The sequence below is a fragment of the Cupriavidus sp. 05N38 genome, assembly GCF_056397345.1.
The window spans coordinates 350,060-364,767 of the sequence record NZ_JBFTNF010000003.1 but is presented as its reverse complement, the minus strand read 5'-3'; the positions used below and the strand labels follow the sequence as shown (position 1 = coordinate 364,767).

The following is a 14,708-nucleotide window of genomic DNA, read 5'->3' as shown; positions in this document are numbered from 1 at the left end:
ACGTGCGCCAGGTGCGCAAGGACTGCGCCGCGGTGATCCTGTACACGGCCGAGAAAGCCACCTGGATGGCCGGCGAATCGGTGCAGATCCTGGGCGGCAACGGTTATATCAACGAATACCCGGTGGGCCGCCTGTGGCGCGACGCCAAGTTGTACGAGATCGGCGCCGGCACCTCGGAGATCCGCCGCATGCTGATCGGGCGCGAACTGTACGCCGAGACCATGTGATGCCGGCGTGACACCTGGCCGGGGGCCGGCATTGCGCCGGCCATCGCACCAAACAGCCAGCGCCGGTTTCCCGAACCAATTTACAATCTCCGGAACTTGTCGTCGTCTCTTCCTCGCCACCGGCCCGTGCCATGTCTCACTTCCCCAAGCTGCTGTCCTCGCAGATCGCGTACGACGTGGCCCGCACCATGCTGGACGGGTTCGACAAGCACTACCGCCTGTTCCGCGAAGTCAGCCACCAGGCCAAGCTGAGCTTCGAGGCGGCGGACTGGCACGGCCTGCAGCAGCTCCAGCGCGACCGCATCGCCTTCTATAACGAACGCGTGCGCGAGACCAGCCTGATCCTGGAGGACGAATACGATGCGGAAAACATCGAAGACGAGATCTGGCAGCAGATCAAGCTGCACTACATCGGCCTGCTGACCAACCATCACCAGCCCGAGCTGGCCGAGACCTTCTTCAACTCGGTGTGCACGCGCATCCTGCACCGCTCGTACTTCAACAACGACTTCATCTTCGTGCGCCCGGCCATCTCGACCGAGTACATCGAGAACGAGGAGTCGCCGACGCGGCCCACGTTCCGCGCCTATTACCCGGGCAGCCGCATCGGCATGGCGGCCTGCTTCGAGCGCATCGTCCACAATTTCCAGCTCGAACTGCCGTTCGAGGATCTGCGGCGCGACATCGACTACGTGGTGCGCGCGCTCAGCGATTACTTCGGCGACTTCCGCATCGCGCCGAATTTCCAGGTCCATGTGCTGTCGTCGCTGTTCTTCCGCAACAAATCGGCCTTCATCATCGGCCGCGTGCTCAACGCCGACCGTACTTATCCGCTGGCCATTCCCATCGTGCACACGCCCGAGGGCAAGCTCTCGCTAGACACGGTGCTGCTCAAGAAGGAACAGCTGCTGATCCTGTTTTCCTTCACGCATTCGTACTTCATGGTCGACATGGAGATTCCCTCGGCCTACGTCACCTTCCTGCGCGACATCATGCCGCGCAAGCCGCGGGCGGAAATCTATACCTCGCTGGGGCTGCAGAAGCAGGGCAAGAACCTGTTCTACCGGGACTTCCTGCACCACCTGCAGCATTCGTCGGACAAGTTCATCAGCGCGCCGGGCATCAAGGGCCTGGTGATGCTGGTGTTTACGCTGCCTTCGTATCCCTATGTGTTCAAGGTGATCAAGGACTACTACCCGGCACCCAAGGAAACCACGCGCGAGCTGGTCAAGTCGAAGTACCAGCTGGTCAAGCGGCATGACCGCGTGGGCCGCATGGCCGACACGCTCGAGTATTCCAACGTGGCCTTCCCGCTGTCGCGCTTCGACGATGCGCTGGTGGCCGAGCTCACGCTGCATGCGCCGTCGATGATCGAATACCAGCGCGGCAAGGACGGCGGCGAGGAGATCGTGGTGCGCCACGTCTACATCGAGCGCCGCATGACGCCGCTCAATATCTGGCTGCAGGAGGGCACGGAAGCGCAGGTGGAGCATGGCATCGTCGAATACGGCAATGCCATCAAGGAACTGATCGCCGCCAATATCTTCCCCGGCGACATGCTCTACAAGAACTTCGGCGTCACGCGCCACGGCCGCGTGGTGTTCTACGACTACGACGAGATCGAGTACCTGACGGATATCAATATCCGTCGCGTGCCGCAGCCGCGCAACGAAGAAGAAGAGATGTCCGGCGAGCCCTGGTACAGCGTGGGCCGCCACGACATCTTCCCGGAGACATACGGTACCTTCCTGCTGGGCGACCCGCGCGTGCGCGCCGCCTTCCTGCGTCACCACGAAGATTTCTTCGATCCTGCCATGTGGCAGGCTCACAAGGACCGGCTGCTGGCCGGTCAAATCCATGATTTCTATGCCTATGATGTCAAAGAGCGTTTTATCAACCGCTACGGCACGGCCGACGCTAGCGCCTTGCCTGGCGACGTGCCGCCCGCCACTGGCGAACCCGTTCCCGCAAGGAGAGTCGCATGAGTGATGCCATCGCCCAGCTGTTCCGCAACAACCGCGAGTGGGTCGACCGCGTCAACGCCGAGGATCCCAGTTTCTTCATGCGCCTGGCCAACCAGCAGGCGCCCGAGTACCTGTGGATCGGCTGCTCGGACTCGCGCGTGCCGGCCAACCAGATCCTGGGCCTGGCGCCCGGTGAAGTGTTCGTCCACCGCAATATCGCCAACGTGATTGCCCACAGCGACCTCAACGCGCTGTCGGTGATCCAGTTCGCGGTGGAAGTGCTCAAGGTTCGCCATATCACCGTGGTGGGCCACTACGGCTGCGGCGGCGTGAAGGTCGCGCTCAAGCGCCAGCGCATCGGCCTGGCCGACAACTGGCTGCGCCATGTGCGCGACGTGGCCGACAAGCACGGCGCCTACCTCGGCACCATCACCCGCGAGGAAGATGCCCACACGCGACTGTGCGAGCTCAACGTGATCGAGCAGGTCAGCAACGTATGCCAGACCACGGTGCTGCAGGACGCCTGGAGCCGCGGGCAGGAAGTCACCGTGCACGGCTGGGTCTACGGCGTGTCCGACGGCCTGTTGCGCGACCTCGGCATGGCCGCCAGCAACAACGACGAACTGCACGAGCAGCTCGACGCAGCCTACCGCCAGTTCGGCGATCCGCCGCAGGCTTCGATCCGCTGACGCTAGCGACGCGGCGCAGCACCAGCGAATAACAGACAGGGCGGCCCTGCCGCCCGCCATTGCCAATATCACTGGAGACATTCCATGCAAGATCCCGTTGTCATCGTATCCGTGGCTCGCACGCCAATGGCAGCCTTCCAGGGCGAGTTCGCCGCGCTGACCGCGCCGCAACTCGGCTCGGCCGCCATCCGCGCCGCGGTGGAGCGCGCCGGCCTGGCGCCGGAGCAGATCGAGGAAGTGGTGTTCGGCTGCGTGCTGCCCGCCGGGCAGGGCCAGGCGCCGGCGCGCCAGGCGGCCCTCGGCGCGGGCCTGACGATGGGCGTGGGCTGCACCACGGTCAACAAGATGTGCGGCTCCGGCATGCGCGCCGCCATGACCGTGCATGACGCGCTGGTGGCGGGCGCCTTCGAGATCGCGGTGGCGGGCGGCATGGAAAGCATGACCAATGCGCCTTACCTGGTGCCCAAGGGCCGCAGTGGCTACCGCATCGGCCACGGCATGATCTTCGACCACATGATGCTGGACGGCCTGGAAGACGCCTATATCCGCGACGAGAAGGGGGGCGGGCGCTCGATGGGTACCTTCGGCGAGGACTGCGCGGCCAAGTACGGCTTCACCCGTGCGGCGCAGGACGAATTCGCCATGGAAAGCGTGCGGCGCGCGCAGCAGGCCACCGAGCGCGGCGATTTCCGCTGGGAGATCGCCGCGGTGACGGTGCCGGGCCGCGGTGGCGACACCGTGATCGACACCGACGAAGGCCCGCGCCGCATCAAGCTCGACAAGATCCCTTCGCTCAAGCCCGCCTTTGCCAAGAACGGCACCATTACCGCCGCCTCGTCCTCGTCGATCAACGACGGCGCCGCGGCGATGGTGATGATGCGCGAATCCACCGCGAAGCGCCTCGGCCTGGAACCGCTGGCACGCCTGCTCGGTCACACCACGCATGCGCAGGAACCGGGCTGGTTCACCACCGCGCCGGTGGAGGCCATCGGCAAGCTCTACCGCAAGCTCGGCTGGACCACCGACAGTGTCGACCTGTTCGAGATCAACGAAGCGTTCGCGGTGGTGCCGATGGCCGCCATGCACGACCTCAAGATCCCGCACGACAGGGTCAATATCCACGGTGGCGCCTGTGCGCTCGGTCACCCCATCGGTGCTTCGGGCGCCCGCATCATGGCCACGCTGATCGGCGCGCTGCGCAAGACCGGCGGCAAGCGTGGCGTGGCCAGCCTGTGCATCGGCGGCGGCGAAGCCACCGCCGTGGGCCTGGAAATCGTCTGAGCGCCGCCGCACCGGCGGCAACGTGGCGGCCCGCCGCTGCGTGGCCGCCTGCCTGAAACCCGACAAACAAGAAGGAGTACGCCTTGCCTACCGCTCTCATCCTTGGTGCCTCGCGCGGCATCGGTCTCGAATTCGTGCGGCAGTACCGCGCCGACGGCTGGCGCGTGCTGGCCGTGGCGCGCAGCGACGATGGCATCGCGGCCATCGAAGCGCTCGGTGCCGAGGCGCTGCGCGCCGACCTGACCGATGCGGGCCAGGTTGCCGGACTGGGCTGGAAGCTCGACGGCGAATCCTTCGACGTGGCGGTCTACAACGCCGGCGTGATCGGCCCGCGCACCGAAGGCGCGCAGCCGGTCTCGCGCGAGGATTTCGACGCGGTGATGCATGTGAACGTGCTGGGACCGATGATGGCGTTGCCCCTGCTGTTGCCGATGGTCGAGACCGGCCGCTCGGGGCAGGGCGGCGTGCTGGCGGTGCTGGCCTCGCGCATGGGCAGCATCGGCGCCATGGACAGCAACCGCAGTTGGCTCTACCGCGTCAGCAAGGCGGCAGCCAACGCGGCGCTCAAGGCCGCCTCGCTCGACGCGCGCCATGCTACCTGCCTGGCCTTCCACCCGGGCTGGGTGCAGACCGACATGGGCGGCAAGGAAGCCGACATCACGCCCCAGCAGAGCGTTGCCGGCATGCGCCGCGTGATCGCCGGCGCGACACGGCACGACAACGGCGGCTTCCGCAACTACGACGGCGGCGTGATCCCGTGGTAAGCGCCACGCCCGCCGCGCCGCAGGCGACCGCCTTTCTTACCGCAACCACAACCACAACGCCATCAGTGACCTGACATGCTGCTCACGCCCGAACAGGAAATGATCCGCGACGCCGTGCGCCAGTTCGCACAGCAGGAAATCGCGCCGCACGCCGCCGCCTGGGACCGCGACAAGGTCTTTCCCAAGGCCGTGCACCGCGAGCTGGCCGCGCTCGGCGCCTACGGCGTGGCGGTGCCGGAGCAGTATGGCGGCGCCGGGCTGGACTATCTCTCGCTCGCGCTGATCCTGGAGGAGATCGCGGCCGGCGACGGCGGCACCTCCACCGTCATCAGCGTCAACAACTGCCCCGTGTGCAGCATGTTGATGGCCTTCGCCAGCGAAGCGCAGAAGCAGCAGTGGCTGGTGCCGCTGGCGCGCGGCGAGATGCTGGGCGCCTTCTGCCTGACCGAGCCGCACGTCGGCTCGGACGCCTCCGCGCTGCGTACCGCCGCCGTGCGCGACGGCGACCACTACGTGCTCAACGGCGTCAAGCAGTTCATCACCAGCGGCCAGAACGCCGACGTGGCGATCGTGCTGGCGGTGACCGACAAGGCGGCCGGCAAGCGCGGCATCAGCGCCTTCGTGGTGCCGACCACCACGCCCGGCTACGTGGTCGCGCGCATCGAGGACAAGCTCGGCCAGCATTCTTCCGACACCGCGCAGATCCTGTTCGAGGATTGCCGGGTGCCGGCGGCCAACCTGCTCGGCGAAGAGGGCGCCGGCTACAAGATGGCCCTGTCCGGGCTGGAGGGCGGCCGCATCGGCATTGCCTCGCAAAGCATCGGCATGGCGCGCGCCGCCTTCGAGGCGGCGCTGGCCTACGCCAAGGAACGCGAGAGCTTCGGCCAGCCGCTGTTCGCGCACCAGGCGGTGCAGTTCCGCCTGGCCGAGATGGCGACCAAGATCGAGGTGGCGCGCCAGATGGTCTGGCACGCCGCGTCGCTCAGGGATGCCGGGCGTGCGTGCCTGAAGGAGGCCGCCATGGCCAAGCTGTATGCCAGCGAGATGGCCGAGGCGGTCTGCTCGGCCGCCATCCAGGTGTTCGGCGGCTATGGCTATGTCAGCGATTTCCCGGTCGAGCGCATCTACCGCGACGTGCGCGTCTGCCAGATCTACGAAGGCACCAGCGATATCCAGAAGATCCTGATCGCGCGCGCGCTATCCTGACGGCACTTGTCCCCCGCGGGCCGGCGGCAAGCCGGGGACAAGCCAACGCACCACCGAAGCACCGAAGCACCGGATTCATCGCAGCATCGACCCCCGGCCAGACCCCAGGAGCCCCCCAGAGACCATGAGCGCCGCCATCGATTTCTACTTCGATTTCTCCTCGCCCTACGGCTACTTCGCCAGCACCCGCATCGACGAGCTGGCGCAGAAATACGGCCGCATCGTGGCCTGGCACCCGATCCTGCTCGGGGTGGTGTTCAAGACCACGGGCAGCGCGCCGCTGCCGCAGGTGCCGCTCAAGGGCGAATACTGCTGGCTGGATTTCGAACGCACGGCACGCTTCCACGACATCGAGTACCAGCGCCCGACGCATTTCCCGCTGCCCACCACGCAGGCCGCGCGCGCCATGCTATGGCTGCAGAACCATCACGGCGACGACATCGCCACCGCGTTCGCCAAGGCGGTCTACCGCGCGCTGTTCGTGGACGATATCAATATCGCCGAGCCGGCCGAGCTGGTGAAGCTGGCCGAGCCGCTCGGCATCGATGCGCACGCCATGGACGCCGGCGCCAGCAGCTTCCAGATCAAGGACCAGCTCAAGGCCGAGATCGAGGTCGCCATGGCCAAGGGCGTGTTCGGCTCGCCCTTCGTCATCATCGACGGCGCGCCGTTCTGGGGCTTCGACCGGTTCGACCAGATCGAGGCCCTCCTCAAGAGCCGGCGCCCGACGGAGCTGCGCGCGGTGGCCGCCAGCCCCGCAAGCACACCCGGCAACACAGATAGCAGCAAGGAAAAGAAACCCRCATGAATGCCAGCATCAAGCCGATCCGCCATCCCCGCTTCGATTGCGTGATCTTCGATTGCGACGGCGTGCTCGTCGACAGCGAGCCCATCGTCAACCGCGTGCTCAACCAGATGCTCAACGAGCTTGGCATCGAGATCTCGCTCGAGGATTCCACCAGGTGGTTCCTGGGCCGCGCGGTGCGCGAGGAGCTGGACAATATCGCCCTCAGGCGCGGCGCGCCGCTGCCGAAGAACTGGCTGTCGCAATGGCTGGCGCGGCGCAATGCCGTGCTCGAGGCCGAGGTGCAGGCCGTGCCGCACGTGCGCGAGGCGGTCACCGCCATCGCCGCGGCTGGCCTGCCCATCTGCGTGGCCTCCGGCGCGGACCGCGTCAAGGTCAAGCTGCAGCTGAGCCGCACCGGACTGGTGGCACTGTTCCAGCAGGATGAGCGCGAGCACATCTTCTCGTCCACCGAGGTCGAGCGCAGCAAGCCCGCGCCCGACGTGTACCTGCTCGCCGCGCGCACCATGAACGTGGAGCCGTCGCGCTGCGCGGTGATCGAGGACAGCCCGGCCGGCATCACCGCCGGCGTGGCGGCGGGCATGACGGTGTTCGGCTACGCCGCGCGCAACGATGCCGCCTCGCTGCTGGCGGCCGGCGCGCGCAGCACCTTCACGGATATGCGCGAGCTGCCGGGGCTGATCGGATGAAGGCGCGCGCGCCCGGCACCGGCGCCTGTCCCTGCGGCGGCGGCGACTATGCCGCCTGCTGCGGGCGCTTTCACCGCGGCGAGGCCTTGCCGTCCAATGCCGAGCAGCTGATGCGCTCGCGCTACGCCGCCTATGTGCTGGGCGATGAGAACTGGCTGCGCCAGACCTGGCATCCGTCGACCTGCCCGGATGACCTGGCTGCCGATGCCGGCGCGCGCTGGCTCGGCCTTGCGGTCAAGGCGCACGCGCAGCAGGACGAGACGCACGCGCAGGTGGAGTTCGTCGCGCGCTACAAGGTCGGCGGGCGCGCTTTCCGGCTGCACGAGCGCAGCCGCTTCGTACTGGAGCCGCGCGCCGCCGGCGAGGCGCCGCGCTGGCTCTACCTGGATGGCGACATGCTTGGGGAGACACCATGACATTGAAAGCCGCAGCAAGCAGCAAGAATGCAGCCGCGCATGAAATCGCGCATGAGACCGCGCATGAGACCGAATACCTGCTGTACGGTTTCGCGCAATCCGGCAATGCCTACAAGGTGGCCCTGCTGCTGGAGACCATCGGCGTGCAGCGCCGGCGCCAGTTGTGGACGCCGCGCTTCGTCGACTACTTCAACGGCGAGACCCATACGCCGGAGTATCGTGCCATCAACGAGATGGGCGAGGTGCCCGTGCTCGAGTTCGACGGCCGCCGGCTGTCGCAGTCGGGCGCCATCCTCGACCTGCTGGCGCAGCGCCTCGATGCATACGGCCCCGCCAGCGAGGTCGAGCGCTCCGAGGTATTGCGCTGGCTGCTGTTCGACAACCACAAGTTCACCGCCTACACCGCCACCTACCGCTTCCTGCGCACCTTTGCCAAGGCGCCGGATCCGGCGGTGCTGCAGTTCCTGCGCCAGCGCTGCGAAGGCGCCTGGAGCGTGCTCGACGCGCATCTGTCCGGGCGACCGTACGTGCTGGGAGAGCGTCTGACCATTGCCGATTTCTCGCTGGCCGGCTACGTGTTCTTCGACGACGAGATCGGCGTGCACTGGCGCAAGGAGTATCCGCGCATCCATGCCTGGACCGAACGCCTGCGTGCGCTGCCGGGCTGGAAGCATCCGTACGATCTGCTGCCGGGGCACCCGCTGGACAGGCGGGGCTGAATCCGGCGCCCGGGCTGTCCTTCTAGCCGCATTCGTCGGCGCAGTCGATGGCCCCGGTCAGCGGGGTTTGGGCATGCGAGGCCACACCGCATGTGGAGATACGCGCATGCTGACGGCGAGATGCCGGGGGCCATGGCCTTCTTCGTGGTTCGTCGCTCAACACGCTGCTAACGTGTAAAGCCGGGAATGTTTGCCAAGGGACCGGGGAGCTCCCTACCATGACTCTCCCCAACGCGCACGCCAGTGCCGCCCGCCTGCCCCCCCGCGCAGGCAGTGCAGGCCGCAGGCGCGCTCAACAAAGGAGGGTTTCCTTGGAAAACCAGTCCCAATCCCTGCCGCCAGTGCCCGCCGCGCCTTCGCTCGGCGAGCGCAGCCTGCGCGCGGTGTGGCATCCCTGCACGCCGCTGCGCCCTGACGCCGGCGAGCCGCCGCTGGCGATTGCCCGCGGCGAGGGCCCGTGGCTCCATGGCGAAGACGGCCAGCGCTATTTCGATGCCACCAGCTCGTGGTGGGTCAACCTGTTCGGCCACGCCAATCCCGATATCAACGCCGCGCTGCGCGCGCAGCTCGATACGCTCGAGCATGTGATGCTGGCCGGCTGCACGCACGCGCCGGCGGTGGAGCTTGCCGAGCGCCTGTCGGCGCTCACCGGCGGCGCGCTCGGCCATGTCTTCTATGCCAGCGACGGCGCGTCCGCCGTCGAGATCGCGCTCAAGATGAGCTTTCACTACTGGCGCAACACCGGGCTGCCGGGCAAGCGCGAGTTCGTGTGCCTGCGCCACGGCTACCACGGCGAGACCGTGGGCGCGCTGGCGGTGACCGACGTGGCGATCTTCCGCGACGCCTATGATCCGATGCTGATGCAGTCGCATGTGGTGATGTCGCCGGATGCGCGCCAGGCGGCGCCGGGCGAAAGCGCGGCACAGGTGGCGCAGCGTGCGCTGGATGAGCTCGAAGCGCTGCTGCAGGCGCGCGGCGGCCAGATCGCCGCGCTGATCGTCGAACCGCTGATCCAGTGCGCGGCCGGCATGGCGATGCACGATCCGCTTTACCTGGCGGGCGTGCGCGCGCTGTGCGACCGCTACCGCGTGCACCTGATCGCCGACGAGATCGCGGTGGGCTGCGGACGCACCGGCACCTTCTTCGCATGGGAGCAGGCGCGCACGCAGCCGGCGGGCGGCGCGGATGCAGGGCCGCTGCCGGCGCACCTGTGGCCCGATTTCCTGTGCCTGTCCAAGGGCATCAGCGGCGGCTACCTGCCGCTCTCGCTGGTGATGTCGCGCAGCGCGCTCCAGCATGCCTTCGTCTCGGCGCCGCACGAGCCGGACCGCGCCCGCAGCTTCCTGCACTCGCATTCCTACACCGGCAATCCGCTGGCCTGCCGCGCCGCGCTTGCCACGCTCGAGCTGTTTGCGCGGCACGACGTGGTGGCGCACAACCGGCTGCGCGCGCAATGGCTCGCGCAGGCCATGGCCGGGCTGGGCGCCGATGCGCGGCTCGAGCAGGTGCGCCAGCGCGGGCTGATCTGGGCCGCCGACGTGCGCGAGGAATATGTGCCGGTAGGCGCCGGCGATTTCGCCGCGCGCTTCCACCACGCCGCGCGCGCGCACGGCGTGCTGATCCGCCCGATCGGCCGCACGCTCTATGTCATGCCGCCCTACGTGTTCGACATGGACATGGCGCAGTGGCTGGCGGACCGGCTGCAAGCCACACTCGACACGGTACTGCCCGGCGCCTCGGCGCCGCAGGCGGCGCCGGCGCACCCCAAGGAGATACGCGATGCTGCTTGAACACCTGACGCTGGCCGCCGCCGAACGCGACGGCCAGGCCCTCACGCGGCGCCGCCGCACCGCGCACACCGCCTGCGCTCCGCACCAGGAAGTCAGCGACGCCTGCGGCGGCGAGCGCCATGCGCTGCTGACCTTCTGCAGCAACGACTACCTCGGCCTGGCCAATCATCCCGCGCTGATCGAAGCCCTGGGCGAAGGCGCGCGCCGGTACGGCGCGGGCAGCGGCGCATCTCACCTGGTGAGTGGCCATTCGCAGGCCCACCACGTGCTCGAGAGCGAGCTGGCGACCTGGTTCGCGCCGCATATCCCACATGCCGGGGCGCTTTACTTCTGCACCGGCTATATGGCCAACATGGGCGTGCTGAGCGCGCTCGGCAGCGCCGATGCCACGCTGTTCTGCGAGGAGCTGAACCACGCCTCGCTGATCGATGGCGCGCGCCTGGCCAGGGCCAAGGTGAGCCGCTATCCTCACCGCGACGTGGCCGCGCTGGACAAGCTGCTGGCCGAGTCCCCCACCCCGCTCAAGCTGATCGTCACCGACAGCGTGTTCAGCATGGATGGCGACCTGGCGCCGCTCGATACGCTGCTGGCGCTGGCCGAACGGCACGACGCCTGGATCATCGTGGACGATGCGCACGGCTTCGGCGTGCTGGGCGAGCAGGGCCGCGGCGTGCTCGAGCACTTCGCGCTGACCTCCCCGCGCATCATCTATATCGGCACGCTGGGCAAGGCCGCCGGCGTGGCGGGCGCCTTCGTGGCCGCGCATGGGACCATCATCGATCACCTCGTCAACACCGCGCGCCAGTACATCTACACCACGGCCGCGCCGCCCGCGGTGGCGCATGCGGTGTCGGCCAGCCTGGCGCTGATCGCCGGCGAGGAGGGGCACCAGCGCCGCGCCCACCTCGGCGAGCTGATCCGCACCCTGCGCGGCGGACTGGCCGGCCTGAGCCGCGCCGCCGGCTGGCGCCTGGGCGAGAGCGCCACCGCGATCCAGCCCGTGATCGTGGGCGACAACGTGGCCGCGCTGGCCTTGTCCGCGACGCTGGAAGCGGACGGCATCCGCGTCGGCGCGATCCGTCCGCCCACCGTGCCGGCGGGCACCGCGCGCCTGCGCATCACCTTGTCGGCTTCGCATGCGCAGGCCGATGTGGAGCGCCTGCTGGCCAGCCTGGGCAGCGTGGTGCCGCGCAAGGAGATGGCATGAGCGTGCAGCCGTTCGCCTGTTTCGTCACGGGCACCGATACCGGCGTCGGCAAGACCCACGCCAGCGCCACCTTGCTGCATGCGCTGCGCGCGGCCGGCCGGCGCGCCGTGGGCATGAAGCCGGTGGCCAGCGGCAGCGAATGGCGCGGCGACCACTGGCATAACGACGATGTGGCCCAGCTGCGCGCGGCCAGCGCGGTGGACGTGCCGCAGGCGCTGACCTGCCCCTTCTTGCTGCGCACGCCGGCATCCCCGCACCTGGCCGCCGCCGCGGAAGGCGTGCGCATCACCCGCGAGCCGATCCGCGCCGCCTTTGCCGGATTGCAGGCGCGCGCGGACGCCGTGGTGGTGGAGGGCGTGGGCGGCTTTCGCGTACCGCTCGACGGCGCGCCCCCCGAGGCGGGCGGCTGGGACACGGCCGCGCTCGCCATGATGCTTGACCTGCCGGTGGTGCTGGTGGTGGGCATCCGCCTGGGCTGCCTCAACCATGCGCTGCTCACCGCCGAAGCCGTGCGCGCGCGCGGCCTGCACCTGGCCGGCTGGATCGCCAACCGCATCGATCCGGCCATGGACCTGAGCGACGAGAACATCGACACGCTGCGCCAGTCGCTGGATGCGCCCCTGCTCGGCACGCTGCCGTGGCAGGTGCCGCCGGCGGAAGCCGCCAGCCGGCTGGCGCTCGCGCCGCTGCTGGCCTGAGCCGGCGCCAGCCTCACGAATACCGCAAGACATCCTGGAAAAGACAACGATCATGACCAACACGACCTTTGCCGGCGAGACCGTCGCCACCATCTCCGCCGACAGCCTGCGCCAGACCGCGCGCCGCTTCACCGAGGCCGCTCCCGCCAAGCCTGGCGACTGGGCCGTGGCCGACGTCGCGGCGCTCTACGCGCTGCCCTTCAACGACCTGCTGTTCCGCGCCCAGCAGGTGCACCGCGAGCACTTCGATCCCAATGCCGTGCAGCTCTCCACCCTGTTGTCGATCAAGACCGGCGGCTGCGAGGAAGATTGCGGCTACTGCCCGCAGAGCGCGCACCACGATGCCGGCGTCACGGCCGGCAAGCTGATGGCGCTGGACGAGGTGCTGGAAGCCGCGCGTGCCGCCAAGGCCAGCGGCGCCGGGCGCTTCTGCATGGGCGCGGCATGGCGCAGCCCCAAGGAGCGCCACCTGGAGCCGGTGATCGAGATGGTCAAGGAGGTCAAGGCGATGGGCCTGGAGACCTGCGTCACGCTGGGCATGCTGGAGGCCGAGCAGGCGCGCCGCCTGAAGGATGCCGGCCTGGACTACTACAACCACAACCTCGACACTTCGCCCGAGTTCTACGGCGAGATCATCACGACCCGCACCTATCAGGACCGCCTGGACACCATTGGCCATGTGCGCGACGCCGGCATCAACGTCTGCTGCGGCGGCATCGTCGGCATGGGCGAATCGCGCGACGCGCGTGCCGGCCTGATCGCCCAGCTCGCCAACATGGACCCGTACCCGGAATCGGTGCCCATCAACAACCTGGTCGCCGTGGAGGGCACGCCGCTGGCCCACGCCGAGCCGCTCGATCCGTTCGAGTTCGTGCGCACCATCGCGGTGGCCCGCATCACCATGCCGCGCGCCATGGTGCGCCTGTCGGCCGGGCGCGAGACCATGGACGACGCGCTGCAGGCACTGTGCTTCATGGCCGGCGCCAACTCCATCTTCTACGGCGACCGCCTGCTGACCACCGCCAACCCGCAGGCCGACCGAGACCGCGCGCTGCTGGCCCGCCTGGACATCCGGACCGAGGGCTACGCCGGCTGACCTTGCCGGCATGGCGGCACAGGTTGCGTGGCGGACGCAGCGCAAGGCCCCCGGTGCCTGCGCGAGGCGGTCCGCCACGCGCACCACGAAGCCGGCAGCCATCCCCATTCCCCCGCTCCTCTGCCATCTCTGCGAAAATACGACGAAACGCGACAAGAACCCCACCGTGGAGAAGAGATGAAGTTGCAGCTGTATGTGCCGGACGGCCGTTACCAGCCCTGGACCGACGGTTTTGCCGAAGCCCTGCCCGAGGCGCAATGCGTGACCTGGGAAGACAGCAAGAACGAGCGCGCCGACTACGCCGTGGTGTGGCGCCCGCCGCTGGAAATGCTGCGCGGGCGCACCGACCTCAAGGCTGTGTTCAACCTTGGCGCCGGCGTGGACGGCATCCTGCGGCTGCGCGACGCTGACCCGCAGGCGCTGCCGGACGGCGTGCCCATCGTGCGCCTGGACGATGCGGGCATGGCTGCCCAGATGATCGAATACGTGACGCACGCGGTACTGCGCTACTTCCGCCGCCTCGACGAGTATTCGCTGGCCCAGCAGGCCGGCAACTGGCGCTTCCTCAAGCCGCATCGCCGCGCCGACTTCACCGTGGGCGTGATGGGCGTGGGCACGCTCGGCGCGCAGATCGCGCAGGCGCTGGCCGGCTTCGGCTTCCCGGTGCGCGGCTGGAGCCGCACGGCACGCGAGATCGAGGGCGTGCAGGGCTTCTCCGGCGAGGCTGGCCAGGCCGGGTTCCTGGACGGCCTGCGCGTGCTGGTCAATGTGCTGCCGCTGACGCCGGAAACCGAGAACATCCTGGACGCCGGGCTGCTCGGCAAGCTGGCCAAGGGCGCCTACCTGGTCAACGTGGCGCGCGGCCCGCACCTGGTCGAGGAAGACCTGCTGGCGGCCGTGCAGTCCGGCCAGATCGCCGGCGCCATGCTCGACGTGTTCCGTACCGAGCCGCTGCCGGCCGAGCATCCGTTCTGGCGCGAGCCGCGCATCRCCATCACCCCGCATATCGCCGCGCTGACCCTGCGCGAAGACAGCATCGCCCAGATCGCCGGCAAGATCCGCGCGCTCGGCGCGGGCCAGCCGATCGCCGGCGTGGTCGACCTGCAGCGCGGTTACTGAAGACACACACAGGAGCGCGGCGTGCGCGCCGCGGTCGA

15 protein-coding genes are annotated in these 14,708 nt (G+C 68.6%); all 15 read left to right on the top strand.

The window, feature by feature from the left end; all coding sequences use genetic code 11:
* On the top strand, positions 1 to 227 hold a 227-nt coding region (locus AC1DK4_RS04805; protein WP_441650184.1), incomplete at its 5' end, for an acyl-CoA dehydrogenase family protein.
* A 131-nt stretch (positions 228 to 358) separates the two neighbouring features.
* A complete protein-coding gene (aceK, locus tag AC1DK4_RS04800) occupies positions 359 to 2,212 on the top strand; it encodes a bifunctional isocitrate dehydrogenase kinase/phosphatase (protein ID WP_441617390.1) in 1,854 nt (617 codons plus the stop codon).
* A complete protein-coding gene (gene can / locus AC1DK4_RS04795; RefSeq protein WP_441617392.1) occupies positions 2,209 to 2,880 on the top strand; it encodes a carbonate dehydratase in 672 nt (223 codons plus the stop codon). Before aceK ends, can begins: the two co-directional genes overlap by 4 nt.
* Before the next feature lie 84 nt (positions 2,881 to 2,964).
* Positions 2,965 to 4,161 (top strand): acetyl-CoA C-acetyltransferase, encoded by a 1,197-nt coding sequence (locus AC1DK4_RS04790; RefSeq protein ID WP_441617394.1) that lies wholly within the window; start codon positions 2,965 to 2,967, stop codon positions 4,159 to 4,161.
* Between the two features lie 83 nt (positions 4,162 to 4,244).
* A complete protein-coding gene (locus tag AC1DK4_RS04785; RefSeq protein WP_441617396.1) occupies positions 4,245 to 4,925 on the top strand; it encodes an SDR family oxidoreductase in 681 nt (226 codons plus the stop codon).
* A 75-nt stretch (positions 4,926 to 5,000) separates the two neighbouring features.
* Positions 5,001 to 6,131 carry an acyl-CoA dehydrogenase family protein gene (locus AC1DK4_RS04780; protein WP_441650193.1) on the top strand — a complete coding sequence of 377 codons (1,131 nt, stop codon included), beginning with the start codon at positions 5,001 to 5,003 and terminating at the stop codon, positions 6,129 to 6,131.
* Positions 6,132 to 6,255: 124 nt separating this feature from the next.
* Positions 6,256 to 6,939 (top strand): DsbA family protein, encoded by a 684-nt coding sequence (locus AC1DK4_RS04775; RefSeq protein WP_477131415.1) that lies wholly within the window; start codon positions 6,256 to 6,258, stop codon positions 6,937 to 6,939.
* Positions 6,936 to 7,625 carry an HAD family hydrolase gene (locus AC1DK4_RS04770; RefSeq protein WP_441650195.1) on the top strand — a complete coding sequence of 230 codons (690 nt, stop codon included), beginning with the start codon at positions 6,936 to 6,938 and terminating at the stop codon, positions 7,623 to 7,625. Before AC1DK4_RS04775 ends, AC1DK4_RS04770 begins: the two co-directional genes overlap by 4 nt.
* Entirely contained in the window at positions 7,622 to 8,041 is a 420-nt protein-coding gene (locus tag AC1DK4_RS04765) for a YchJ family metal-binding protein (protein ID WP_477116975.1), read from the top strand. Before AC1DK4_RS04770 ends, AC1DK4_RS04765 begins: the two co-directional genes overlap by 4 nt.
* The gene (locus AC1DK4_RS04760; protein WP_477116976.1) at positions 8,038 to 8,760 is read left to right on the top strand and encodes a glutathione S-transferase family protein; all 723 of its coding nucleotides are present in this window, start codon (positions 8,038 to 8,040) and stop codon (positions 8,758 to 8,760) included. Before AC1DK4_RS04765 ends, AC1DK4_RS04760 begins: the two co-directional genes overlap by 4 nt.
* 311 nt (positions 8,761 to 9,071) lie before the next feature.
* Positions 9,072 to 10,550 (top strand): adenosylmethionine--8-amino-7-oxononanoate transaminase, encoded by a 1,479-nt coding sequence (bioA, locus tag AC1DK4_RS04755; RefSeq protein ID WP_441650198.1) that lies wholly within the window; start codon positions 9,072 to 9,074, stop codon positions 10,548 to 10,550.
* Positions 10,540 to 11,757: an 8-amino-7-oxononanoate synthase gene (gene bioF, locus AC1DK4_RS04750; protein ID WP_441617409.1), complete on the top strand. Its 1,218-nt coding sequence runs from the start codon at positions 10,540 to 10,542 to the stop codon at positions 11,755 to 11,757. Before bioA ends, bioF begins: the two co-directional genes overlap by 11 nt.
* Positions 11,754 to 12,455 (top strand): dethiobiotin synthase, encoded by a 702-nt coding sequence (gene bioD, locus AC1DK4_RS04745; protein WP_441650200.1) that lies wholly within the window; start codon positions 11,754 to 11,756, stop codon positions 12,453 to 12,455. The genes bioF and bioD overlap by 4 nt, the downstream gene beginning before the upstream one ends.
* A gap of 52 nt (positions 12,456 to 12,507) precedes the next feature.
* The gene (gene bioB / locus AC1DK4_RS04740; RefSeq protein WP_441650201.1) at positions 12,508 to 13,551 is read left to right on the top strand and encodes a biotin synthase BioB; all 1,044 of its coding nucleotides are present in this window, start codon (positions 12,508 to 12,510) and stop codon (positions 13,549 to 13,551) included.
* 177 nt (positions 13,552 to 13,728) lie between these two features.
* Positions 13,729 to 14,670: a 2-hydroxyacid dehydrogenase gene (locus AC1DK4_RS04735; protein ID WP_477131414.1), complete on the top strand. Its 942-nt coding sequence runs from the start codon at positions 13,729 to 13,731 to the stop codon at positions 14,668 to 14,670.
* The last annotated feature ends 38 nt before the right edge of the window (positions 14,671 to 14,708 follow it).